General features: G+C 41.9%; 21 protein-coding genes and 1 pseudogene. 7 read left to right on the top strand and 15 right to left on the bottom strand.

Annotation, left to right across the window (positions count from 1 at the left end):
* Positions 1-40: 40 nt before the first annotated feature.
* On the bottom strand, positions 41-1,864 hold the full coding sequence (locus tag HT574_RS03600; RefSeq protein ID WP_175243488.1) for an APC family permease: 1,824 nt from the start codon (positions 1,862-1,864) through the stop codon (positions 41-43).
* 710 nt (positions 1,865-2,574) lie between these two features.
* Between HT574_RS03600 and HT574_RS03595 the strand changes: the two genes are divergently transcribed.
* Positions 2,575-3,933 (top strand): arsenic transporter, encoded by a 1,359-nt coding sequence (locus tag HT574_RS03595; protein WP_175243487.1) that lies wholly within the window; start codon positions 2,575-2,577, stop codon positions 3,931-3,933.
* Positions 3,934-4,466: 533 nt separating this feature from the next.
* On the opposite strand, the gene HT574_RS03590 is transcribed toward HT574_RS03595, so the two are convergent.
* Positions 4,467-5,351, bottom strand: a complete 885-nt coding sequence (locus HT574_RS03590; protein WP_175243486.1) for a YitT family protein — start codon at positions 5,349-5,351, stop codon at positions 4,467-4,469.
* A 443-nt stretch (positions 5,352-5,794) separates the two neighbouring features.
* Here HT574_RS03590 and HT574_RS03585 point away from each other — a divergent pair, with 443 nt between their 5' ends.
* Positions 5,795-5,932, top strand: coding sequence for a hypothetical protein (locus tag HT574_RS03585; RefSeq protein ID WP_175243485.1), 138 nt, complete (start codon positions 5,795-5,797; stop codon positions 5,930-5,932).
* Between the two features lie 419 nt (positions 5,933-6,351).
* Positions 6,352-6,495 (top strand): hypothetical protein, encoded by a 144-nt coding sequence (locus HT574_RS03580; protein WP_175243484.1) that lies wholly within the window; start codon positions 6,352-6,354, stop codon positions 6,493-6,495.
* Between the two features lie 30 nt (positions 6,496-6,525).
* Here HT574_RS03580 and HT574_RS03575 read toward each other — a convergent pair whose 3' ends face one another.
* The 4 genes and pseudogenes from HT574_RS03575 to HT574_RS20400 form a co-directional block, all read right to left on the bottom strand.
* On the bottom strand, positions 6,526-6,861 hold the full coding sequence (locus tag HT574_RS03575; protein ID WP_175243483.1) for a hypothetical protein: 336 nt from the start codon (positions 6,859-6,861) through the stop codon (positions 6,526-6,528).
* A gap of 472 nt (positions 6,862-7,333) precedes the next feature.
* A complete protein-coding gene (locus tag HT574_RS03570; RefSeq protein ID WP_175243482.1) occupies positions 7,334-7,534 on the bottom strand; it encodes a hypothetical protein in 201 nt (66 codons plus the stop codon).
* A gap of 285 nt (positions 7,535-7,819) precedes the next feature.
* Positions 7,820-8,023, bottom strand: a pseudogene (locus HT574_RS03560) (YjcZ family sporulation protein).
* Positions 8,024-8,322: 299 nt separating this feature from the next.
* On the bottom strand, positions 8,323-8,544 hold the full coding sequence (locus HT574_RS20400) for an IS3 family transposase (protein WP_375154081.1): 222 nt from the start codon (positions 8,542-8,544) through the stop codon (positions 8,323-8,325).
* A 416-nt stretch (positions 8,545-8,960) separates the two neighbouring features.
* Here HT574_RS20400 and HT574_RS03550 point away from each other — a divergent pair, with 416 nt between their 5' ends.
* Positions 8,961-9,758: an FTR1 family iron permease gene (locus tag HT574_RS03550; RefSeq protein WP_175243480.1), complete on the top strand. Its 798-nt coding sequence runs from the start codon at positions 8,961-8,963 to the stop codon at positions 9,756-9,758.
* A gap of 1,377 nt (positions 9,759-11,135) precedes the next feature.
* On the top strand, positions 11,136-11,792 hold the full coding sequence (locus tag HT574_RS03545) for a cupin domain-containing protein (RefSeq protein WP_175243479.1): 657 nt from the start codon (positions 11,136-11,138) through the stop codon (positions 11,790-11,792).
* Between the two features lie 538 nt (positions 11,793-12,330).
* Here the strand turns inward: HT574_RS03545 and HT574_RS03540 are convergent.
* Complete coding sequence (locus tag HT574_RS03540) at positions 12,331-12,591, bottom strand: metallophosphoesterase family protein (RefSeq protein ID WP_175243478.1); 261 nt, start codon at positions 12,589-12,591, stop codon at positions 12,331-12,333.
* Between the two features lie 146 nt (positions 12,592-12,737).
* Positions 12,738-13,172 (bottom strand): hypothetical protein, encoded by a 435-nt coding sequence (locus HT574_RS03535; protein WP_175243477.1) that lies wholly within the window; start codon positions 13,170-13,172, stop codon positions 12,738-12,740.
* An 89-nt stretch (positions 13,173-13,261) separates the two neighbouring features.
* Here HT574_RS03535 and HT574_RS03530 point away from each other — a divergent pair, with 89 nt between their 5' ends.
* Positions 13,262-13,444, top strand: coding sequence for a KTSC domain-containing protein (locus HT574_RS03530; protein ID WP_175243476.1), 183 nt, complete (start codon positions 13,262-13,264; stop codon positions 13,442-13,444).
* Here the strand turns inward: HT574_RS03530 and HT574_RS03525 are convergent.
* Positions 13,369-13,536, bottom strand: a complete 168-nt coding sequence (locus HT574_RS03525) for a hypothetical protein (protein WP_175243475.1) — start codon at positions 13,534-13,536, stop codon at positions 13,369-13,371. The genes HT574_RS03530 and HT574_RS03525 overlap by 76 nt on opposite strands.
* Before the next feature lie 315 nt (positions 13,537-13,851).
* On the opposite strand from HT574_RS03525, the gene HT574_RS20395 reads away from it, so the two are divergent.
* Positions 13,852-14,154: a tyrosine-type recombinase/integrase gene (locus HT574_RS20395; RefSeq protein ID WP_175243782.1), complete on the top strand. Its 303-nt coding sequence runs from the start codon at positions 13,852-13,854 to the stop codon at positions 14,152-14,154.
* On the opposite strand, the gene mutL is transcribed toward HT574_RS20395, so the two are convergent.
* The 6 genes from mutL to HT574_RS03490 form a co-directional block, all read right to left on the bottom strand.
* The gene (mutL, locus tag HT574_RS03515; protein ID WP_175243474.1) at positions 14,138-15,988 is read right to left on the bottom strand and encodes a DNA mismatch repair endonuclease MutL; all 1,851 of its coding nucleotides are present in this window, start codon (positions 15,986-15,988) and stop codon (positions 14,138-14,140) included. The genes HT574_RS20395 and mutL overlap by 17 nt on opposite strands.
* Positions 15,989-16,001: 13 nt before the next feature.
* Positions 16,002-18,584, bottom strand: a complete 2,583-nt coding sequence (gene mutS, locus HT574_RS03510) for a DNA mismatch repair protein MutS (RefSeq protein WP_175243473.1) — start codon at positions 18,582-18,584, stop codon at positions 16,002-16,004.
* Positions 18,585-19,039: 455 nt separating this feature from the next.
* Positions 19,040-19,549 carry an acetone carboxylase subunit gamma gene (locus HT574_RS03505; protein ID WP_175243472.1) on the bottom strand — a complete coding sequence of 170 codons (510 nt, stop codon included), beginning with the start codon at positions 19,547-19,549 and terminating at the stop codon, positions 19,040-19,042.
* A 9-nt stretch (positions 19,550-19,558) separates the two neighbouring features.
* Positions 19,559-21,829, bottom strand: a complete 2,271-nt coding sequence (locus HT574_RS03500) for a hydantoinase B/oxoprolinase family protein (protein ID WP_175243471.1) — start codon at positions 21,827-21,829, stop codon at positions 19,559-19,561.
* A gap of 17 nt (positions 21,830-21,846) precedes the next feature.
* Positions 21,847-23,994: a hydantoinase/oxoprolinase family protein gene (locus HT574_RS03495; protein WP_175243470.1), complete on the bottom strand. Its 2,148-nt coding sequence runs from the start codon at positions 23,992-23,994 to the stop codon at positions 21,847-21,849.
* A gap of 1,118 nt (positions 23,995-25,112) precedes the next feature.
* Positions 25,113-25,664, bottom strand: a complete 552-nt coding sequence (locus HT574_RS03490; RefSeq protein ID WP_017437005.1) for an outer spore coat protein CotE — start codon at positions 25,662-25,664, stop codon at positions 25,113-25,115.
* Between the last annotated feature and the right edge of the window lie 133 nt (positions 25,665-25,797).

Raw genomic sequence — 25,797 nt, 5'->3', positions numbered from 1 at the left:
CGTTCGGCAATCATCCCCGCTTGCAATCGAATATGAACTTCTACTTATGAAGTCGATAAGGAACTGTTGAGACAATCACATTTTTCTTATATAGGAGGCACAATCTCAACAAAACGCTGGATTGGTTATGTAAAAAGTTATGCCAGCCTTTTTTTGGTATAAATTGAGGAATCAAAACCGTTACTGTATAATTTCTTTCCTCTGCCTTGCTTTCAATCGTATCCACCAATTTGGAAATTGGTGTGATAAGATCGCGATAATAAGAAATTAGTGTAACCAGGCGAACATCCGGCCTCCATCTCTTCCATTTCTCTTCCATTCGGAGCATGCTTTCCCGGTCAAATGCCACATATACAGCCAATACATAATCTCCAATGGCTTGGGCGTAATTTAAGGATTGCTCCACTACCTTTGTGATTCCCGCAATAGGTACAATCACGACATTTCCCTCGATTTTGTCCGGAATCTTATTTGGATTGACCCGCAGTTGTTCCGCCACAGCATCATAGTGTTTATGGATTTGATGAAAAATAAATACGATTATCGGAAGAAATACAAGCACAGACCATACTTGAGCAAATTTTGTGATAAAGAAAATGCACAGTACAGTTAGTGTAATGATCGCACCTAGCAAGTTTGCCAGCAGCTTCGGTATCCACCCCGCCGGTTTTTCGCGCACCCATTTTACAATCATGCCTGTTTGTGACAAAGTGAAAGGAATGAATACGCCCACCGCATACAAAGGAATTAACTGTTCCGTTTGCCCTTTAAAAGCGATAATCAGCAAAATAGAAGCAAAGCCAAGCGTGATGATTCCATTTGAATATCCTAAACGGTCACCGCGTATAAGATACATTCTTGGCATGTATTTATCGGATGCCAGATTATATGCCAGCAAAGGAAATGCAGAAAATCCCGTATTTGCAGCCAAGACTAAAATAAGGGCAGTCGTTCCTTGGATAAAGTAATACATCACGCCTCTTCCAAACACTTTGGAGGTGAGCTGGGAAACAACCGTCTCTTCTGCTTTCGGTGCAATTCCATACCAGTATGCCAAAAATGTGACTCCCACAAATAGAAAGGCGAGAATACCCCCCATCATCACTAACGTTTTGGCAGCATTTTTTGCCGCCGGTTCCTTAAAATTTGGAACGGCGTTTGAGATCGCTTCTACCCCTGTCAACGCAGAACAACCAGATGCAAATGCCCGCAGCAGCAAGAATAAGGTAATTCCGGGCACTGCAGTACCGATAGGTGTATGTAAAGTAGACGGTGCTTGTCCATTGATAATACGAAAAATCCCAACAATAATGAGAATAACGAGCGCCAGCACAAACAAATAAACGGGATAGGCCAAAACGGAAGCGGATTCGGTTACGCCTCTGAGATTAAGAATAGTGATAAACACAACCAGTGCGATAGCAATTCCAACTGTGTATGGATGTAAAGCTGGAAACGCGGATGTAATGGCATCCGTTCCTGCAGACACGCTTACTGCCACGGTCAGAATATAGTCGACCAGTAAAGAGCCTCCGGCAATAAGACCTGGATTTACACCCAAGTTCGTTTTGGAAACGACGTAAGCTCCGCCTCCATGCGGATAAGAATAAATGATTTGGCGATACGATAAAATAAGTGCCACCAATAGGACAAGAACCCCAATCGCAATGGGAATGGAATACCAAAATGCAATAAATCCAATCGTCGAGAGAACAAGTAAAATCTGTTCCGTACCGTACGCAACCGAGGATAAAGCATCAGAAGATAAAACGGCTAATGCCTTTAATTTGCCCAACTTTTGCTCTCCCAGTTCGGTTGATTTCAACGGCCTTCCGATTAAGAATCGTTTTAACGATGAAAACATATGTACACCACCAATATGCAGAATTTCAATAAAAAATATTATCATTTTTCTCAGGAAATGAATAGCCTTCGTTTAATGATAATTTCACCGGTTTTTAACTTTAAGATGTCGGAATGCGAAGACTTGTGTTGATACCAATGAAAAACAACAAATAATTTCGCTCATTTTGTTCTTTTCGTCAATATTGCTTCATCGCCTCAGCCTTTTCTGGATCATGAATGGACTGCATAACATTCATGATCATCAACTGACCTTCGATTTTGAGAGCAAAAGCGTACTTTTACTATTATAACTATAACGCCTGTGATTTAATACAATAATACTTTCTCTCGCTTATACGAAGTTTATGGAAAATTTTGTAACCATACGATATCTTCTGTCATATAACGTCGAATACGAATTGCTCGTTCGTCATATTCTAAACGATTGATGGCCATCGCTACCCACCGCTTAATATTTCTCCGCCATCCCCATTCTTAAACACAACCATCTATATTTATTTCGATCATCTATAGTCATTAGTCTCTACTATACATTCATCTATAGTTATTACTCTCTACCGTACATTTTTACTAACGAGATAAGAGTACATATTGGAAAAATTAGGTCTATTATCCAAATCCCTCTTGATAGGGGTGAATATAAATATAGTAAATCAAGCTGATAGGGTCAAATGACTTAAGACCCGTAAAAAAACAGGGGGAAGAATAATGAGTTTCGAAATTCAAATGACAATTTTCGTGTTCATCATGACGATGTCCGTCATCTTTTGGAGGCCAGGAGGCTTAAACGAAGCGTGGCCAGCGTCGATTGGCGCAGGGATTATTTTACTAACAGGTATTGTATCCCGCGGAGATATTTTCGATATTATCGATAAAATCGCTGGCGCATCCATTACCATTATCGCAACGATTGTCATGGCTGTCATATTAGAAAGTTTCGGCTTTTTCCATTGGGCAGCCGCACGACTTGCAAGTTTGGCCAAGGGTTCAGGCTATCGCCTATATTGGTACATTCAACTGCTATGCTTTTTGATGACCCTTTTATTCAATAACGATGGCAGCATCATGATTACAACCCCGATTTTAATTTTACTTCTAAAAAACCTCCGGCTAAAACCACATGAGCAGATTCCGTATCTCTTAAGCGGAGCACTGATTGCAACAGCTTCCAGCGCACCTATTGGGGTAAGTAATATCGTCAATTTAATCGCATTAAAAATTGTTCACATGACACTTTATATGCATACCGCCATGATGTTTATACCAGCGACGTTAGGACTGTTGTTTATGTCTTGGTTGATATACGTAGTGGTAAAGAATAAATTGCCAAAAACATTGCCAGATTTCTCATATGATATAGAGGAAATCTTTTTTACCAAACATTTCCACCCATTAAAGAAAACCATTTCTGTTGAAACAAAGCGGAAACGCACCCAATTTATGTTGAGGATCTTGTTATTTGTCTTTGTGATCCGTTGCCTGCTCTTTGTTGCATCTTATCTCTCGATTCCAATTGAAATCGTTGCAGTGCTTGGATCAGTCGTCCTGCTTGTATGGAGATGGTATCATTTGCGCACCAATCCCGTTGATATCTTGAAAAAGACTCCTTGGCACATTCTTATTTTTGCGTTTTCTATGTATGTCATTATTTACGGGCTCCATAATGCAGGACTAACAGCGATGCTTGTGAAAATATGTGAACCGATTGTAAAGCAAGGATTGTTTTATGCGAGCTTTATCATGGGGGGATTAGTGTCCATTCTGTCTAACTTTTTTAATAATCATCCTGCTTTAATGATTGGAACCATTACCTTGACAGAAATGGGGCTTGATCCTATCACATTAAAGACCATCTATCTCGCGAATATTATTGGCAGTGACATGGGATCCTTGCTATTGCCTATTGGAACACTTGCCTCCCTTATTTGGATGCATATCCTAAAACAAAATAAGATTAAGGTAACATGGAAAGATTATTTAAGCGTATCGTTGATTGTAATCCCATTAACAACCATTGTCACGTTGTTTTTATTATTCTATTGGGTACAAATGGTTTTTGCCCAATGAAAACACCATTCTGCATTCATCATGACTGTGTAAATGTTATCACTTTCTACTTGACGAGGAGGGGGTGCCCGCCGCATTTCTACATCTTGTATCTTTATAGAGATTTATCCAGGGATTCGCCGCGGCGAAATCCCTGGATCATTTTTGACGAAAAAGAAAAAAGGACACCAATCATACGGAAATAGCGATGCTACTCCGCACAATCAGTATCCTCACGCTGGACATATTTAAACCAGGTCAAACTTATCGATATACACAATATTTTTGAGATTCTCATACTACTGCGAGAAAATGAACCAGTTCCTTTAAACTTGACTCAGAGAATTTAAAGCCTTTCTAAACTCTTTTCATCATCCTTGGCATATCTATAGAAAAGTTCGCTATAGAATGTACTTTGAGCGGTCTATCCGGAACGAAGATACTCGGATGAAAAAATTTTGAAGGGTTTTTTAAGAATAGGTTCATAAAACTACGAATGCCAAGATTAGGAGCTTGTTGTTTTATTGGTGGGTTTGTCATTAATTGGGGATTCATTAATGAATATCTCTTTTCTTAAAACGCCCACCGCGTACTTCAGCTATATCTGCTATAGCCAAAAAAGCATTTGGGTCATTTTCTTCGACAATTTCTTTAAGTTTTGCTTCCTCAAGACGGGTAATCACACAAAATATCACTTTTTTATCGTCACCAGTAAATGCTCCTTCACCGCTCAAGTACGTAACGCCGCGACCTAATCGATTCATGATAGCATCCCCAATGGCTTTCGAATTATCACTGATAATCCATGCCGACTTCGATTCATCTAATCCTTTAATGACAACATCAATCGTTTTAAACGCAATCGTATAGGCTAAAATTGAATACATCGCTCTATCCCAGGTAAAAACAAATCCGGCAGCACCTAGAATGAAGATATTAAAAAACATGATGATCTCGCCAACGGAGAAAGGAAGTTTTTTGTTCATGAGTATAGCAAGTATTTCCGTGCCATCCAAAGCTCCACCATAACGAATGACAAGACCTACTCCTGTACCGAGAATCATTCCACCAAAAATGGTAGCCAGCAAAATGTCTTCGGTAAAGGCGGGAACAGGATGAAAAAGGAAGGTAAAAATCGATAAAACGGTAATCCCAAACAACGTGGAAATAGCAAAGGTTTTTCCAATTTGCTTATAGCCCATAAAAAAGAACGGAAGGTTTAAAAGAAAAATAAAAATTCCAAGACGAAAACCCGTAATGTGCGAAAGCATAATGGAAATACCTGTTATGCCTCCATCAATAACGTTATTAGGGACTAAAAAGATTTCAAGTCCTACTGCCATTAAAACAGCCCCGATGAAAATAGCACTTGTCCTTTTAATGATTTTAGCTTTAGATAACCGTTGATGTTGAATCTGTGCCTTGCTCAATTCAGTCAATTATTTTCCTCCTTTTCTACAGAATGGCTTTGTTTATTTTATTATAACAAAAACGTATGAATAATGTTATGGTAGACGAATCAAATATATTCTGCCGCTATTTTGCTTCTATCACCATGGCCATGCCGCTTTAATATTTCAAGTGCCTCTTGTGCGTATGGTTCATCCGTATTGATAACGTGATTTACCATCTTTTCTTCGTCCATAGCATTAACCATAAATCCCAGTGCATAGTTTGTGTCTTCATCTTTAAAACGGTAAATTTCATTTTCTCCTTTCCCCCTTCTCGTTTGGCAACAGAATGCTTATTTCGTTTCCTTATTCATCTACTCGTCTATTCTTGTGATTGTAAAATTTACACCCATCTAATAACGGGCAAGAAAATGGGCAAGCATGTCGGCATATCTTTTACATAACACTAAAGAGAAGGAGGTCAGAAGGTAATGGCGCCAATTGAAATTTTCACATGGACATTATCAGCCATCTTAGGGATTGGCTTTATTATCTCTTTGGTGGCAGTATCAAAAAAACCGAAATACATTACTGAAATGGAACGTAAAAAACCTCATCTCCCTGAATAAAGGAGAGATAACCATGATAAAGGAAATACACATGCTAGCTGTACACGAATCACTTTTCCGTCTTTCCAACGAAACTAAGTTGCTAAACTTTTTCATGATCTGTACATTCGTTTTATTCCCCAAGTGTTCTTTTCCTTATCAGTTGTATCTTCTTTCTGTTCGGTTGTCTTTTCTTGTGTTACCATTGTTTTTGAAAAAAATAAGCCCTTCCGTTGGGGAAGGGCTTTGTGATAAGCGGCAGATAAGAAAGTATGCCTTCGCTTTCGTATCAAACATCAACAGAGTGCACGTTTCATTACTAAGCCCACAGCTTTTATGCACTCCGAAAATCTATTGTGTTCATTTCCCTACGTTATTTCAAGTGTTTTGCCAATTCTGCCTATTTCTCTTCATATCCCGGTATGCCAAGGAGGGCGAACATGTTAACCTCGTCTGTTTCCGTTACATTAAATTATCAGCGATGTTTCTACAAAGAAAAATCTTTCCTGTTTGGCAACATCGATATGTTTACTGCTATCTACACAAAAGAGATCGCATCGGAAGCATTTATGTTATGGCCATAAAATATCCGGAAAGTGACAAACCGCACCAGGTTATTTTTGTTGTTGGTAATAACTATGGTTCATTGGAGTGCTTTTCGGCTTTTCCGCTATTTCTTTAGAAAATTCCATAGTCGCTAAGCTCGGTGTTCTCATTGGTTGATTCATCAAGCTGGTTATGCCACGCATCGCACGCTGAATCGGTTTTGGCATCATATACCGAGCGTTGCGTCCTCTTCTCATACTGAAAACGGCTGTCGCAGCAATTCCCAAGCCTAAACTTAATATAGTCCATACGATATTGTTATTGTTTCGGCGTCCCGTTAAGCGCAACAATTGGTTCCACATTCCTCTATTACGCCCAAAATTAAATAGACGTAAACGATTCACGACCTTTACACACTCCTCTTTTGGAAATTCCCTTGCGTTCGAAAAAAGAATGATTCTTTTTTCGAACATTATTAACGTGTGTTTAGAGAAACAAGATCATACATGGAAAACATTTACTTAATGACAATGCATATTCTTATTCCAATGAGAAATGTTAATAATTGAAGGTGATTACGATTCAACATGCGAGGTTTTCTCCATGTCTATGCCAATGGAGGAAAAATGAGGTTTTCGGACTTGTTTTTGTTTGAAATTTGAACGATGAACATGCATGCATCATAGCCAATAAAAAATTCCCGCCAAATGGCAGGGTTCTAGCTTGCCGGCAAAATTGGCAAACTAAAAAGAACCTATATAGGTTCTTTGAAGATGATGTTGATGAAACCATCAATTAAAATTAATGATTTATTCCGTTTGCGAATCGAGGAAAGGAGACCCAAATGATGAACCAAAGATTTTTTGTTTTCGTTTTTTAGAAAACGCGCCGTCTCCCGAATCTTAATAGAAAAAGAGCAGCGATTAAGAAAAATGGAATAAATCTTCTTCTAAAGCCGGTGCGAAGAAACATTCCTCCCCGTACTGGATCGACCCATTCTATTACTCCTCTATGAACCCATCCATTACGATCGATAACCTCAACCGGCTCTCCCTGATATCTTCTTAAATATTCCATTTTATCCCCTCCTTTCTTACACAAGAGATTTTGGAATAGGAGATACATGAACCATTCTCATTCATTTTTTTGAATAAGTCACCCGATAGGAGGCGCAGAATACAGTGACTTTACGTTCATCGGTATGCTAGATGATGGGCTTGCTTTCCATCCATGTTTGTCCAAGCGGATATTTTGAAAAAGGACAGACCATGAACAATCTGTCCTTTTCCATACAATACACGAAACCACCTATTCCGTTTAAATGAGGAATGAAAAAGGATGTTTAATGTCGCCTTGCGGGGATTAATAACCGCCTAGACCCGTACAAGAACATCCTACAATGATAAGCAAGACAAACAGGACAACAATTTGTTAATATTGGCTCCAAATAGAAGCTCCTACAATAATTAATAAAATGAACAATACAACAATCAACGCAAAATTGAAGCCACCGTAGCCGCCATATCCATATCCTGCACCACCATAACTTCCATATCCCCAACACATAATGTTTCACCTCCTATGGAGTATGAAGGGATTGCTAAATATCCAATCCCTGCTTTTAAGGTATGTTCTTAAAAAAGAGTCAGCTTGTATAAATTCATCATCTGATAAGAAAAATCCACTTTTATCTAATAGGTGCTATTGAGTTTTTTCTAAAATCGTTTGTGATGATAAAACCATATGTAGTTGTTCATTGTTATACAAGTCCTGAATAGCCGATAAGTAAAAAAATCGAGAACCAAGAGGGGTATAAGTAATACATATAATTAGGCTTGCTTGCTGTAAATTCTCGATTCAGTCGATTAGGGTGAATCGCAGACAATTGCTATCGAAATATCGTCGTTTTTTCGAATCACAGACTGAATATTCAGCCCTTTCATCAGTCTGTAGACTCCATTATGATTCGCATGGAATCCCTCTTTTCTCAAAGCGGCTTGTATTTTCGGATAGCCGTAAAAAAGACGAGAACGATGAACCGCCAATAGGTGCCCCTTTAGAATCTGATCTCTTTGTTGAAACGCCACCGTCGATCGGAGTGACGCCCTGCTTCAACCAAATATCCATGATACCATCATGGCATGTCCGAAGCACAAAATACTCTGTCGTCTTTCTGTCATCTTTCTGTCATTTCTTCTTCATTTTTTGACATAACATGCGTGTGAGGAAGTAAAAAGCTTAGATCCAAGTGAGAGTTTGGACTTTTAACCTCCTTGTTTATCAAGGAGGTTCGCTTGTTTTATAGGGTTCCAGTGAATATAACATAATACCAATACCTATTATTCTAAAAATGTACTATTGATAATGGTAGTTTGTCCGTTTCCATGTCGAATTTTTTTCATACTATAAACCAAAGCTACAGCAACCATTTCATAACGAAACATAATCCATCATGGTCTGTAGCTAAATTCCTATAATCCATAAAAAAGGTGGTGGCGAGGAAGTGGCAGCTTTTCTCATGCTCTTCCGTGAAGCTTTTGAAGCTTCGATGCTATGTTCGATTTTGGCTACCTATCTCATTCTAATCGGACAGCGGGATCGTATCCGGAATGTTTGGACAGGTATATTTGCAGCAATCATTGCATCACTCATCGCTGGTGTTGCAATTTACTCGACGGTTCAAAATTACGAAGGTACCTCCTTGGAATTACAAATTGAAGGTATATCCTATTTGCTTGCGTTTGGTATATTAACGTACATGGCCACCTCGATGCAAAAGAACGAAAATCTAAAAGAAGGACTCGAATCAAGGATAGATTCAGCAATCAAAACGGGATCGAAGTTTGCTATTACAGGCTTTACCTTTTTGACAGTGTTCCGAGAAGGGCTTGAGATGGTCGTGTTTATGATTCCGTTAACGTCAATAACCAACCCGATCCTAAATATAGTACTTGGTGTATTAGGGATTATAGCCGGAAGTGTAACTGGATATTTAATCTATGCTCTTGGGAAAAAGATCAATGTAAAATACTTTTTCAATCTTTCAACTTTTTTGCTTGTCATATTTGCTGCAGGATTTTTAGTAAGCGGAATCGGGGAATTTCAGCAACTTGGATGGCTATCATTCGGCAATGAAACGTTATGGGATACAAGTTCCATCTTGAGCAGTGACAGTGCTGCGGGGCATCTGTTGCACGCATTAGTAGGCTATACCGATAAGCCAACAAGTTTACAAGTGATCGGTTATGTTGTTTATTTAGCTTTAATTGGAATTTTGGCAATAGCTCGGAAACGTTCATAACAATAACTTGACCGTCCGACTACTCTTTCTGTTCCTAGCTAATTTATCCATATGGAAGGAAGATGATAAGAGGAATGGAAAAAGCCAATTTTTCCCTTGTTGAGGGAAAAATTGGCTTGTATTATTAATTTTAGCCATTGTTATTCACCATCTACACCATTTATGGTATAATTATCCAAAAACTTGAGAGGTCTAACATGGAAGCTGCCCATTCTTATTTGGTTTTGCCATGTTTGTTTGACTGTCTTTGGTGTGTAGTTTGCAGTAAGCTTAATAAAAAACATTAAAAAGAGAAAAAACAAATTTTAAAAGAGATTTCTAAAAACTTGGAGAATAGGGAGCAAGGAAGAAATATAAAATTTGTCTAGAACCACTTTTTTAAGGAGTTGACGGACTTGGACAATAAAGTACGTTTATTTTTAGTACTCTTGAGTAGTTTGTTCATCTTTGCCTTGAGTACATATAGAATCTTGACTAAAGATTTATCAGGTATTCCTTTATTCGTTGCATACATTTTCTCAATTATTGGACTTATAGGAATGACAGCAAATGCTGTTAAGTTAATTAGAATGATTAGCAATTAGCGTTGCTTTATTGGGCAACGCTATTTTTACTAATAACAACATTTTTGCTGCACAGTATGTGTCTACTATGAAACACCATGCTTATTTTGTTTCCTAAACCTTAACTGTACTCATCACAACTTGATGAACTGGCTGACTAAAATCGGTAATATAGGTCAACAAATTATTTTTTTATTAACTTGTGATATCTGTCCGTTTCCAAAAGACCCACTAATACATTTAATGTTTATAGATATTTATAGGGGGGTGATTTTCCATGTTTTGTCCTAGACCAGTTATATGTCCGCCTAGATTTGTGGTGCGGGACTGTTTCATTCCTCGTGTAGTCCCTTTTATTCATCCAGTTGTACACATTAATCGTCACAATATCGTCAATGTCCCTAGACATATTTTTAGACCTATTACAAGAAACGTAGTGGTTGACCCTGGATACCCTACTCATTGCTGCTAATCAACGCGAATGCCCTACTTTTATTAAGTAGGGCATTTATATGGAACAAGGGTATTGCGCTTTTGTGTTTACATCACCCGTTTGATTAACAATGTTCGTATTTTCACAGATTAATTCATTTTCCGTTGATTTCAAGCAATTTACCTAACTCAAACATTGTACAAAACCTTACATCTTCATTATTTTTTATAATATTCGTGGTCATTTTGGTGATCATGTGGTCAAGAATGCAAGAGCCTTACTCGTCCTTCTTCTTTTATGATGAATAAAAAAGAGCCTACTCAAAGCGAGTAGCTGATGCTGATGACAATCTTGCCTTACATAGCAGGTCAGTAGCCTTTTTTGATTGAAATAAAATATAAAAAAGCCCAGTCGATTATTACTCTTTCCATGTCAGAGGTGAGAAATATGAGGAGCTTTCTTCTTTCGAATCCCCCGACTGTTTACAAAAACGAACTGCTCTATTCCAGCAAAGGGAAAAACACCAGCCTGTACGAAATCATCTTCCCGTATAATCAAGGGTTGGGAGCGCACATTCACACTTCCGGCGAGGATTGCGCATTGGTGTTATCTGGAACATTGACTTATTTTGTGGGCAATCGCGAAACGATCGTAGCCGAGCCGGGCAGTATCGTGTTTGGTTGGCAAAATGTCCTGCACGGGTACCTAAACCGAGAAAAAGAACCGGTGCACCTGCTTGTTTTTGTCACTCCCGGCAAAATCGGATTGGCCTATCCCGATGATAATGACCCGATCGTGCGAAAAGTCCCGGTGGAATGTCGCAAAGTTCACGCCGAAGAAGAGGTAAGCGCCTCTTCTGAATATTCATCGTTTCAGACCGTTCTCATTCACGGCCGATACGAAGAATCTGTGGAACCGGACACATTCAAAGTCTTCATTGATTGGAAAAAGAAGCAACTCTTTATTTTTGATGGAGAAAAAGTGGAACTAACAAGCGATGAGCCCATTCGTCTGCTCAAATATGTGGCCAAGAGTTAAGCACTATTAAAAAATATACCCCATTGTTGAAGGAGTAAAAGGAGCAGCGTTTTGGCTGCTTTTGAGGCTGTTAACAAAGAAGGTCAATATCCTTACGGCGGAAATCATGCTCCTCCCTTTTTATTCTTCTCAAAATTCCTGCTTACACAACACCTCATACGGAACTTCATATTGCCTGCACCACTTTCCTGAGATACCATGTACCAAAAAAGAGAGGCTGTCTCAAAAGGTTGTTAAACCGACCTTTTGGGGGCAGCCACTGTCTCTTTTCTTTACTATTTAGTTATTTATTCCTTTTCTGAAGCAGGAATTTCTCCTTATTTCTGAATTTTTTTTGGATTGTTGAACCTGTTGAATCATCGGAATCACTTCTTTTTCGGGAGTATGAATGCGAATGGCTTCGTCTTCGCTGCGCGGAGAACCATGTACGAATAAAACTTCACTCTATCCGTCGATCTGGAGTACGCAAGATTCCGGCCATTCATTAAGCTCTATAAGTTGTTCTTTGGATAGTTGCTCGATACACCAGCGATTGACGTCATCGATCATCGGATTTGCAGTAAAAACCCACTTGCGAATATTCATATACTTCCCGATCGGCATTTCCCCTGATAAAATAAACTTTAATTGTTTCCTGGAGGGTTTGAAGGCGATCCATTACGGCTCTTGGCTGTGATCCCCAAACCACATCTCCTCCGATAACAACTGTGTCAACGGATCGTTTTTCTAATTCTTCGATTACCGCTTGCAATGCAAAACCATTTCCGTGAATGTCATAAAGAGCGGCAACTCGTTTCAATTGGTTCATCTCCTAAATTGATATATTCCTACTTTCATTTTTTGCATCTATTTTTAAAAATACATATGTTTTAGAATTCGATCACGTACAGTTTCGATAATAATTATCTTATAGCATAAAACACCTTCAAAAAAAGGCGTTTGTTTTTACGATTCTAATTTACCTGGGATTATCCCTGCTATTTGATCCGTAAACAATACAAAATATTCTGTATTTAAAATTGTGTTGCTGCTTAGTTCTTTAATTGTTACATCCTCCAAAATAATGATTTTATCATGGTCGTAAGTTTCAATTTTTTCTTTCTCATATTGTTTTCTTTTTATTTTATTTATTGCGAGAGCCAAAGAAAATACGTTAACACCATGAGACGACAGTTTTTCTTTTAAATCTTTATACAACTCTTCTCGGCTTTCAACATTAATTTTTTCTAACCTGCTAAATTTACCTGACACTAGAAAAGTTCCAGTTAAATAAGTCATATAAATATCACTTTTATCAACTTCTGAAAATCCATTTGCCGCCAACTCAAACGCCTTATCCAAGCAATTAATGAATTCTGTTTTCATATTAATTTTTTTCAAAATTTAAGCCCCTCCTTTGTATTTTTTCATTCAACAAAAGGATATTCTTAATTTATTGAATAAATGCAAAATAAGGGAGGTGAAATGTCATGATTATGCATCCTGTAGTTGCATCAAATTTAAGATCTGTTGGATACGATCCGATATCACAAACATTAAGAATCGAATTCCATAACGGCACTTATAAGTTTTTCGATTATTTTGACATATCTTTCCGCTTCCGACTTTTCAACCGGCGCCAATCAACCAACCGGCGATTGTCATGGTCGTAATATTTTGACCGAGGCCGTTTTCGGTAAGCTTCCAATTCCTCCAGTGTCAGATAACTAATCGTGACTGGACTGTGTAATGATTTACAGCTCATGTTACCTCCTCCAATTGACATTTGATTTCATTGCGTACCAGCTGCCTGTAGCAAGCAGTGCAGTCTTCATAGCGTAGAATGGTTACTAGTTATTTGAGCGTTTTGGTTACATGAAACCGGAACAAATCAAACCTATGATGATTACGAAATTCATTCGCTCATTAATAAAGGATTATCTGAAGAATATGTTGAGTATATCCACTCCATTTTGAAAACGGCTTTTGATACAGCTGTCAATTGGGAATATGTTAAAAACAATATCATTCATAAAGTGGACAAGCCAAAACGAAAAAGAAAACAGGTAATACTTGGACGATTGAAGAATGCAATCGCTTTTTAGAATATGCAGAAAAGGATAGCAAACCACATTTCTATATCTTGTATCTTTTAGCGATTTATACGGGGATGCGCCGCGGCGAAATCCTTGGATTAAAATGGACCGATGTGAATTTCGAGCAGAAGAAAATTAGTGTAAGTAAAGCGCTTTATTATACGAAAGAAAACGAGATTTTTGAACAATCCACTAGGTCAAAATATGTGGTCAAATGGCAAAAAATACAGCGCAACTCCTTGATAGAACAAGGATGTTGCGCTTTTGTGTTTACATCACGCGTTTAAACATCTTCTCTAGTTCATACGTGGAAAAATGGATGATGATTGGGCGGCCATGAGGGCATGTAAACGGATCAGTCGTTTTGCGCAACGCTTCTAGGAGAGCAAAAATTTCGTCGTCGCGCAAGTGCTGGTTCGCTTTAATCGACTGCTTGCAGCTCATGAGAATCGCCGCCTTTTCACGAAGCTGCTTAATGTCAGCCTTTTTCATGTCAAGGACTTGCTGGATCATTTCTTCGATAATCTCCGTTTCTTGTCCCTTTGGAAACCATGTCGGATGGGAACGGACAATAAACGTATGATGTCCAAACGGCTCAAGGAATACGCCGCATTTCGCAAGTTCCTCGCGATGGGAGTCAATCCATACATATTCATCAGCCGGGTACTGCAGCGTCAGCGGGACAAGCAACTCTTGGACTTCGTTTGTCACTTCGCCGACTTTTTCGCGAAAATATTCATACTTAATCCGCTCTTGGGCGGCGTGCTGGTCAATAATGTAAAGCCCTTGCTCGTTTTGCGCCAAAATGTAGGTGCCATGCATTTGTCCGATCGGGTAAAGCGGCGGAATGCGGTCGTTTTTGTGCTCCTGCCCGTTCCCCCCCGCTTGCTCCTCATGTTCCTTGGCTTCCATCGACCCGTCATATTCGTTCGTCTGTTCCCGTTCGTCTTTTTCCGGCAACATCCGCGTGCTTTCTTCTTTTTCTTCCCGCCAAGAAGTTGTTGGTTGCGGCTTTGCCATCTGTACGAGATCTGGCACAGATGGCTCTTTTACCACATGCTCAAACGTCCATGCCGCTTGTTCTGCTTTCGGTTTTGCCGCTTCCTGGCGGCTTATGGACATCGTTGGAATAAGCGTGCGCGTCCGGAACGCTTGGCGAACCGCCTCGGTCACAAGCTCGTTTAATTCCGTCTCTTTGCTAAAACGTACTTCCAATTTCGCAGGGTGCACGTTGACATCAACTAAAACCGGATCCATCGCAATCGACAGCAGGACAATCGGATAACGGCCGATCGGCAGCAGCGTATGATATCCCGCTTCGATCGCTTTCATGAGCGGAATATTGCGCACATACCGTCCATTGACAATGGTAGAAATGTAGTTGCGCGAGGCGCGCGTCACTTCGGGAAGGGAAATGTAGCCTTTAATCGTAAAATCGAGCGATTCTGCCTCGATAGGGATCATCTTTTTCGCGACATCCATACCGTAAATCGCGGCCAGCACATGGCGCACATCGCCGTTGCCGCTCGTGTAAAGCAGCTGTTTTCCGTGATGGCGGAGGCGGAACGAAATATTAGGATGCGCCATGGCAAGCCGATTGACGACATCAGTGACATGGCCGAGCTCGGTATGAATCGTTTTCATATACTTTAAACGGGCTGGGGTGTTGAAAAACAAGTTAGAGACGGTAATTTCGGTTCCCTTGCGGCTTGCCGTCCGTTCGTGTTTGACAAGTTCTCCGCCTTTTAGGACCACTTTTGTCCCCGGACCGTTTCCCGTGCTTGTTTTCATCTCAACTTTCGAAACGGAGGCAATGCTCGGCAGCGCTTCGCCGCGGAAGCCGAGCGTGCGGATGCGGAATAAATCGTGCTCGTCTTTAATTTTACTTGTCGCATGCCTTTCAAAAGCAACAAGGCAATCGTCTTCTTCCATGCCGTCTCCATTATCGATGACGCGAATTTTCGCCAACCCCGCTTCTTCGAGCTCAATTTCAATGGCCGTGCTGTTGGCATCAATCGCGTTTTCCACCAGTTCTTTCACGACGGAGGCAGGGCGCTCAACGACCTCCCCTGCGGCGATTTTGTTGGATAACTGGTCATCGAGCTTGCGAATTTTTCCCATTGCGTCGCCTCCTTTACTTTAATAGTTTTTGAATTTCATATAATTTGTTTAACGCTTCAAGCGGCGTTGTTTCCAATAAGTTGACCGACTTTAACGCCTCAAGTGCCTTTTTTTCTTTTTTGGAAAGGCGCGTTTCTTCTTTCGCCGGCAGCTCTTCAGCGAACATGCTGAGCTGTTCGAACACCGCTTCGTTCTTGCCGTTTGGCTGTTCTTTCCGCTGTTCTTGCTGCTCAAGCTCCGTCAAAATTTCTTTGGCGCGCTGAATGAGGGAAGCTGGAAGCTCGGCAAGCTCGGCGACATGAATACCATAGCTTTGGTCGGCCGGACCTTCTTCGATTTTATGAAGAAAGACGACTTTTCCGTTTTCCTCGACGGCGCTGACATGAACGTTTTTCAATTTTGGAAGCGACTGCTCTAAATCGGTTAATTCGTGATAATGCGTGCTGAACAACGTTTTGGCGCCAATATGATCGTGAATGTACTCGATGATCGCCTGGGCCAGCGCCATCCCATCATACGTCGATGTGCCGCGCCCAATTTCATCAAACAAAATGAGGCTGTTTTGCGTCGCGTGCACGATCGCGTTGCGCGCTTCGAGCATTTCGACCATAAACGTGCTTTGTCCGGACACTAAATCATCTGCCGCCCCGATCCTTGTAAACACTTGGTCAAAAATCGGAAGCACTGCTTTTTCCGCAGGGACAAAACAGCCGATTTGCGCCATAATCGCCGTCAGCGCGATTTGCCGCATGTACGTGCTTTTTCCGGACATATTCGGCCCGGTAATAAGCAATAATTCCCGCTCTTTGTTCATATAGCAATCGTTCGGTACGTATGTTTGCGCTCCGAGCACTTTTTCGACGACAGGGTGGCGTCCTCCTTGAATATAGAGGACGCGGTCATCGGAAAATTGCGGTCTTACATAGCGCCGCTCTTCGCTGACGGTGGCTAACGACTGCAGGACATCGAGCTCGCTCACCGCTTTCGCCAGCGATTGCAAACGGGGAATATATTGTTTGACGCGTTCACGGATATCGACAAACAGTTCGTATTCGAGTTCCATGCTTTTTTCTTCCGCCTCTAAAATAAGTGCTTCTTTTTCTTTCAATTCCTGGGTAATAAAGCGCTCGGCGTTGGCAAGCGTCTGTTTTCGCTCATAACGCCCTTTTGGCAGCAGATGAAGGTTCGGCTTTGTTACTTCAATATAATAGCCAAATACGCGGTTATAGCCGACTTTTAACGATTTGATTCCCGTCCGCTCCCGCTCTTTGCTCTCAAGCTGGGCAATCCATGATTTACCGTTGCGGCTCGCGTCGCGGTAGCGGTCAAGAGTTTCATTGTACCCGTCTTTAATGATGTTCCCTTCTTTCACCGATAGCGGCGGATTGTCCTGAATCGACCGCTCTAACAGCTCGACAAGCTCCGCGCATGGATCCAGCTTGTCGGCCAGCTGTTGTGTCTGATCATCGGAAAGGTTAGCGACGATATTTTTTAGCTCGGGAATTTGTTGGAGCGATTTTTTCAGCTGGATTAAATCGCGGGCATTAACATTTCCATAGGCGACGCGGCCGGCGAGGCGCTCGATGTCATATACTTCGCGAAGGCGCTCGCGCAGCTCCTGGCGCTCAAAATAGTGATGGATAAGCGTTTCTACCATATGTAAGCGCCGTTCGATTTGCCGGCGGTCTAAAAGCGGGCGGTCGAGCCATTGTTTCAGCAATCTTCCGCCCATCGCCGTCACCGTCTCATCAAGCAGCCACAGCAGCGAACCTTTCCGGCCTTTGGCGCGGATCGTTTCCGTCAATTCCAGATTCCGCTTCGAGTACAAATCGATTTTCATGTACTGATCAACTTGGTATACTTGAACGGCCTGCATATGATCAAGACGGCGCTTTTGCGTACGGATAATGTAATGAAGAAGACGGGCAAACGTGGTTCGCAGCTTGTCCTGCGCAAGTCCGCTGGCGATCGCCCCAAACCCTTCTGGCATCTCCGTCTCGTCTTCGTACGAGATCGTCACTCCATATCGTTCTTTCAACAGCTGCTGCTCATGGCTCGGGAAATCACTGGCAAGAACAATTTCTTTCGTTCCGATCGCATACAATTCGTTCATCACGTCTTCAAAAGAAGCAAGGAGCGTGATGCGATTTTCCCCTGTCGATAAATCTGTATAGGCAAAGCCGTATGTATCGTCGGCAAACAGCGTCACCGTCGCCAAGTAGTTGTTTTCTTTCTCTAAAAGCCCTTTTCCTTCCATCACCGTGCCGGGAGTGATGAGCTGGACGACTTCGCGGCGGACGACGCCTTTGGCTGTTTTCGGGTCTTCAACTTGTTCGCAAATTGCGACTTTATACCCTTTGGAGATCAACTGCTCGATATATCCTTGCGCCGAGTGGTACGGAACGCCGCACATCGGCACCCGTTCCTCGCCGCCGCCATCACGGCTTGTCAGAGTAATTTCCAGTTCCTGGGACGCTTTGATCGCATCGTCAAAAAACATTTCGTAAAAATCGCCAAGACGGAAAAATAAAAAGGCATCTTGGTATTGCGACTTGATGTCTAGATATTGCTGAATCATTGGCGTATATTTAGCCATTGTTTTCCTCCAACCTTGCAAATTTACGTTTCTTTTTTCCCAATAAAAAGTTCTTTATCAATGAAATTAGCGGCCACCTTGTCATTTATGGCGTTTCATCCGTATATCGCCATAAAAATAAAGCCGCTAAAAAATATCTTCGCGATTCGTTGTATCCGTGAAATCTTGTTTTCATCTATGGTATCTAGTTTCGAACCAATATCGACATTTTTGAAGTACATTTATGCATCGATGATTCGTTTCAACACGTTTCATTATAACATATTTAATAAAGAAAGAAGAAAAAAGAAAGTTCAGATTCTGACATCGCCTAAAGCGGTAAGCAGTTTGGTGGTTCCTATAATTCGCCTTATAATGAGCCTCTCCCTCTTACATTCCTTGGAGATGGAAGATTCATGTTAAAATGCGATGCATAAAAACAAAGACGGCGGTCAAAAACCACCGTCTTTGTTTTTTTATTTCACCTGCGGAAGCGGGCGCTTTAGCCATTCTTTATAAAACGTGTCAATATCAGGCTCGAAATCTTTGATGACCGGATACCAAGGCGTCACCGCTTCTACCTCAAGCTGGGTTGCACAGCTAGGACAGTAATACTCGCGAAGCACCTGCCATTCCGGATCTGGCGCCATCAATTTCGGATACAGTTCCGCCATTTTTTCCACTGTGTCACGAACATAGATGAGCGCATGAAGCTTCCAGTTGTCGCTTGCCTCGCAAAATTCATATCCGCAATCGCACTTTACGATGCGTCGGCCATCCGGCTTTTGCACAATATAAAGATGAAGCCCGGCCGGAAGCAAAATCGGATCATCCCACGGCACTCTTTCTTGAAGGATGCTAATATATTTGTCAAATCGGTCAACGTCTTTATAATTGGAGAGCATTTCTTTTAACTTGAAAAAATCTATCGTGCCGTCGATTAATTCCTCTATCGTCTTGCGATCGTATTTATCGTACTTTTCCATGTTTTCACCTCATTTCAACTTATTGATTTTTGTACCAAATACCGGGATTTCCAATTCCTCTTCTGTCAATTTCCAATCTTCCGGCAAGTTCCAGAACGACTTAAACTCATTATAAAACTTTTCACTTAACGCGAAAGAGCTCGCATACATATGACGTACTTGTATCGCTGCTTCTTTGTTGATAATTTTCTTTCTTTCCTTTTGCATCCATTGTTTTGTCGGCACCCCTCGCTTCAGCCGCTCTTTTCTCATTTCCTCACGGCGTTTCATCGTTGCTTCTTCATCAACGATATATCGCCCTTTTTCATCTTGAGTGAAGACTGCTCCATAAACACTTTCAGCAAAACGAGGAAGAATATGGCCTTCGTTCAAATCATCTTCGATCATTTTCGGTTTCCGCTCTAGTGGATCGCCAAATCCTGGACCCCCACGCAAATAGTTCAAATATAGATCATAGTTTTCAAAAATCGTTTCCGTCGTAATTGCCTGCTTATCACGGATAATTTCTTTTGCTTCCATCAGTTTTTCATATTGCGGGTTATCCGGATCAGGATCACCGCCAGTCGGAATCGGCAGTCTCTTTTCGATCCGTTCTTTTAAGTTCGTGCCATGAGCCTCAAAACGGTATCCCGCTGCAGCCGGATAACCGCCCATCAATCCGCAATCACTCGAAATGTAACCGTTGCCCATGAAGAACATCGTCCAGTCTTTTGCCCCATACACCATTCTCAACGATTCATAGCCGTTTCCACCTCGGTATTTCCCGTGGCCGCCTGTATTCGGTTTAATGCTTCTTCCAAGATAAATGAGCGGTTCTGCCAGCTCCCAGATTTCCATGTCGCCCATATCGCCTTCCGGATTCCAAATCGCCGCGGCGTGGCTGATCCCGTCTCTTACCGCGCTTGCGCCAACACCTTCAGCGGCTGACTCGAAGCTGTTGACGGCATGGTTTTCATTGAACTGGTTGTATCCTCCGCCCTGCAGCCAGTTGGATGTATTGGCGTTTCCTGCGTTGACTTCTTCAAGGTAGCCGCGGGCGAAATAGTTGCGGCTAAGCCCACGCCATAACGGGCTCCACGCAGATACAAGGAAATGCCATGCATAGCTGTGCGCGGTGCGAATATCGTCTGGGTTTAGCCATGAACCGTATGGCAGATCAAACTTGCTCGCATAATATGCTCCATCGTTGACCCGGTCGTTCGGGATAAGCGTTTGCGACATCATAACCCAGATTCCGCTCGTAATGGAAACCGGCGTCGCGTTGTAACTATGCCAGCCCCATCGATTAACCCCTTCAAAATCGATTTCAAACTTGCCGTCCTTATGAACGATGATCTCCGTCGGCGCGTGCATGATCGTGTTCACACGGGCATAAGGAGGTACATCAAGATTTTTGTACGGTACGTCTACAAAGGAAACTTGACGGTATCTGCCTGGAATAAGCAGCGTTTTTACTTGATTGATAAAGCCGCGGCGCCCTTCTTCGATCACTTCGCGGATAAATTGTTTGTACGTATCAATTCCTTCTTCTTTTACAATATCAAGAACAAGATCGCGAATCATGTGGCATCCGGCTATGCGCGTCCGTTCATCAAGCAGCCAGTACTTTGTAGTGCGGACCGAACGCTGGCTTTCAATTAACCAGTCTTTTAGAAGCGTATCGTTTTTCCCGATTTTGCGGCAGGCCACTTGATAACCGTCATCGTAACGGGTGACCGGACCAACAGTCATGCTTCCAGGAGCTGTTGCGCCAACATCGATAACGTGAGTAACTCCGCCAACCCAGCCGATGAGTTCTCCTTCGTAGAAAATTGGCACGATCGTATGAACGTCACACGGATGGACGTTTCCGATCTGGCAGTCATTGTTGCAGAAAATATCGCCATCTTCGATGCCTGGGTTCTCTTCATAATCATTTTTAATCATAAATTTGATGGCGGCCCCCATCGTGCCAACGTGAATGATGATGCCGGTGGAAGTAACGATAGAATCGCCTTCAGGAGTGTAAAGTGTGAAACATAGTTCGCCTTCCTGCTCGACAATCGGCGATGCGGCAACTCTTTTCGCTGTTTCCCGCGCGTGCACCACACCGCCGCGCAGTTTGGAAAAGATCTTTTCATAACGGATCGGATCGCTTTCTTTCAGCGGAAGTTCTTTCAATCCTGCGTAATGTCCAGTCAGCTGGCTAAGCCGATCGATTTCCTCCCGCATTTCTTTAAGTGTTTTTCCATCCCATCCGATCGTTTTGCGCTTTTTCACCTCTTTTACGTTCATCGCCATGATCGATCAACCTCCTTTTAAATTTCTCTCAAATGGAAGATGCGGTGTTGGTCAAGATATGTTTCAAATCCCGGCGGAATGACAAATGTCGTAGCCGGAGACTCAATGATGGAAAACGCTTTAATTTTGTTGCCCGGCTTCAGTTTTTCCATTTCCCAAATATCCGCTTCGACCCATTTGCCTTTCCAATACACTCTGCGCTTGCCAAGAAACGCTTCTTTCGGTGGCGCTTCACCCGTAAACGGTTCCATAGGGATTTTCGGTTTCGGCACTTCAACGATTCCCCGAACAATGGCGCCTGTGATGCTGTAGCCGAGCTCCGGCGATTTCGCCGCTTTGGCGTAAACTCTCGTGTACGTGTCTTCGAACGCGTTCACAAGCACATCCCAGTGATCCACGTTCTCGAAAGCTTCGATCGGCGCTTCAATTTCCAAGTCGTTTAATTGTCCTTGGTACTGCATGCGGAAATAGAGACGGAACTCAACGTCTTCTTTGCTAAACTTGCTCTTCTCAAATTCGGCTGCCACTTTCTCCTTCAGTTCATCCCACGCATCCTGCAGTTCTTTTCCTGCTTTCAGTTTTTCATCGTCACTGGCACCGTCATTGACGTTAATATCGAGCGTCTTATCATAACGGTATTCGAAATCCGCAGCACCACAGCCGAACGCGGAAAATCCTGCCGCCCACGCCGGTACGAGCACATCTTCAAAACCAAGTCCTTTCGTATAACCGGCGGTATGTAACGGTCCGCCTCCTCCGTATGAGAAACATACATACTGGGACGGTGAATACCCTTTTCCTAAAATCATCGATTCAAGGTAGTTGCGAAGCTGTGATTCAAGCAGGTCAATCACTCCGTACGCCGCGTCTTCGACGGATAATCCAAGCGGATCAGCGATCTGCTTCTTAATCGCTTCGTATGCCCGCTCTGGATAGAGCTTAACTTCCCCACCAAGGAAGTTATCCGGGTTGATCAGTCCGAGAACAACGTGGCAGTCCGTTACCGTTACCGTGTCCACGCCGCCTTCCGGATAGCACACACCGACTCTCGATCCGGCACTGTCCGGGCCAAGTGTCAATGTTTTATAGTTTGGATCGATTCGGACATAGCTTCCAGCTCCCGCACCGACGGTATCCATAGCAACAAGCGGCAGTGAAAGGACAAGGCGAGCCATATCCGGACTTGTGTTGATGCTCAAATCTCCTTGGGTGATGAGCGCTATATCAAAGCTCGTTCCTCCAATATCCGAGCAGGCAATATTACGAATGCCAAGCTTCTCTCCAAGGTATTTCGCGCCAATGACGCCGCCGATCGGACCAGAGACAAGCGTTCTTGCCAATTCGTTTGCCCGTGTGCTGATCGTTCCTCCATGGCTTGCCATTACACGCAAATCAAAATTAGCTCCATGCGCTTTTAGCATGTTGTTAATTTTCGTCAACGTTTCGCGCGAAGGATCGGCCGCATACGCTTCAATAATCGTCGTATTGGTGCGGTGCGATTCTTTTCTGACTGGATAATAATCGACCGACGCAAATACAGGAACTTCTTTGCCGACTTTCTTCATGACTTCTTTGGCTATATCTCTCACTCTTCGCTCATGATGTGGATACTTGTAGGAATGAAACAAGCTGATGACAATTGCTTCCACATCTAATTCCAGAAGTTCCCTTACAGCTGGTTCCACTTCATGTTCGTAAAGCGGAATGACAACGTTTCCAAATAAGTCAACCCTTTCGGTTACACCTCTTGTCAACTCCCTCGGTACAAGTGGAGGATCATAACGGTGAGTGTTTAAGTGCAAACGATCAGAATAAGAATAACCAAGGTATGATTGGATCGCCCGGCCCATTCGATGGAAATCTTCCATACCCTTGTTGACGATCAGCCCGACTCGGCGTCCCTTTCTTGAAACAAGCCGGTTCAGCATCGCTGTTCCCGAATAGACTCCGGCAAGCAGTTGCGGAAATTGCTCTTCAACGGTGGTTTCCCAGTAAGCAAGCGCATCCTTCGCGGAATTTAAGAGGCCTACCGATTCGTCTTCCGGTGTGGATTGCGCCTTCCCGACGACAAACTCTCCGTTTTCATCGATGATAAACGTGTCTGTCATCGTCCCCCCGGCATCAATGGCAAGAATTTGCGCCTTTCTTTTTACCGCTGTTTTCATTTTTTCATCCCCTTCCTACATGTTACTTTGATAGTATCGTGATATTTTATAAGAGTGGTTGTAAACGATGGGTCTAAAAGTATACTAGAATATCATTCAACCCAAACTAGGAAGCATAGGAGTAGAACATTTTGCGTGCAAGGCCTTTTCGTGCCCCCCACATCTTCCGTTGTCACAGAGCAATCTAGAAAAGGTCATTCGCAAGTGATCTTATCCTATAACTAAACAGCATCACCTCCTTCAATGGATAGAAAAAGGGATGACCGTAAGCCACAGCATTAAAACATAATAAAAGCAATGCATTTATTGCTACTATGCTTGCAGACGGAAAATAGAGATAGTGATTCCAAAACGTGGCGGGTAATATGTATTTAACAATAAATCAAAAATATTACTTTAAATAAATTTAAATACATTAATGTAAATAAATGGTTTAATAACCAAAAAAACATCAAGGAAAAGACTATGCGCTTTTCGAAAGAAACGAATAGTTAAAAAGTGAAATTATGTAAAAACATTGCTTTAGTGAGCGAAATAACCGAAAATCGTTGCAAGATAACATTGGAACATAAAAGAGATTTCAATGTGCAGAGCTTTTGCTTCGTTAAGTGGAACAACAGGAGAATAATTATTTGTTTGGCGTTAAATGATGAAGGGGTGATTGTGGCAGTTCAATGAGTGGAAACGTTGCTTCCATGGCTAAGACAACTGAAGTACATCAGCGCATGCTTCATTAAAAGCGCTTTTTGCCTTTCCAATTTCTAGCTTTTGCTAGAAAACAGAGGATAAATTTAACATACTTCAAAAATCTCTAATATTTTATTTGTATGTGTTTTTATGCTATTAATTCACAATTAGTATAGTTCTGTTGTTAAACAGAATAACTAATATGTTCCTGTTATTAAACAGGATAACATAAACAAACGTATTTGTCTATAAAAATTTTTATTTTTTATAATTTTTTATTTTTTAGTATTATCTGTATAATAGAACTAAGCATGATGCAAATTTTGATACGACACTGAAATGAAAAAATTTCTCCTCAAGGCATGCTGAACAATGATAAGTTATATCCCTTTTCAACCTAAAAAAAAACTAGGAAGATCTTCTTCCTAGTTTTACTCTTCATCGCCAAGCAATAAATCTGGGCTTAAATCTTCTAATTCTTCATCAAGGTTGTCATATTCAAAATCATCGTCGTCGCTGTGGCCTTCTGGGTTGATCACCACGCATACTTTCGTTTCTCCAATGACTTCGGCGACAAACTCCCGCTCTACATCAACGACAATTTTATTTCCATTTGGCGAAATGGTGCATTCTAAGCAGTTTGGCTGCTGAATGACACGAACGATAATGTCTGTATCATCGCTAATAATATCATCATCGTCGCGGTATCTTAATTTCACTACATCCGTATAGGATACTGTTTCTGTGACAACTTCTGTTTTTGTATTGTTGTTGTACGAATACCAAACGTTAACATCATAGTGCCCATGGATTTCTACGGTCTTATCACATTTTTTCGCATCGTAGCGATGGTTAATAATCCAGCAGCCTAAAATGCTTGATGGACGGTTTGGCGCCGTAATTGTATGCGTGGATTGCGTAAATCTGCGACCTTTCCCGACGACCGCTTTTGTAATAATTTCTCTGTATTTGTATTCAGACATATAAGAAACCCTCCTCAAATGAATCTTCATTTCATCCTATGCATGATTTCGCCTAATGTGAACATAAGTTTATCAACCATTACGTATAGTTCATTGTATGCGTGGTTTCTGCCGGATGTGACTACTTTTTGGG

This window comes from Parageobacillus sp. VR-IP (assembly GCF_013357975.1).
GTDB lineage: Bacteria > Bacillota > Bacilli > Bacillales > Anoxybacillaceae > Saccharococcus > Saccharococcus caldoxylosilyticus.
This window is presented reverse-complemented; position numbering and strand designations above follow the sequence as displayed.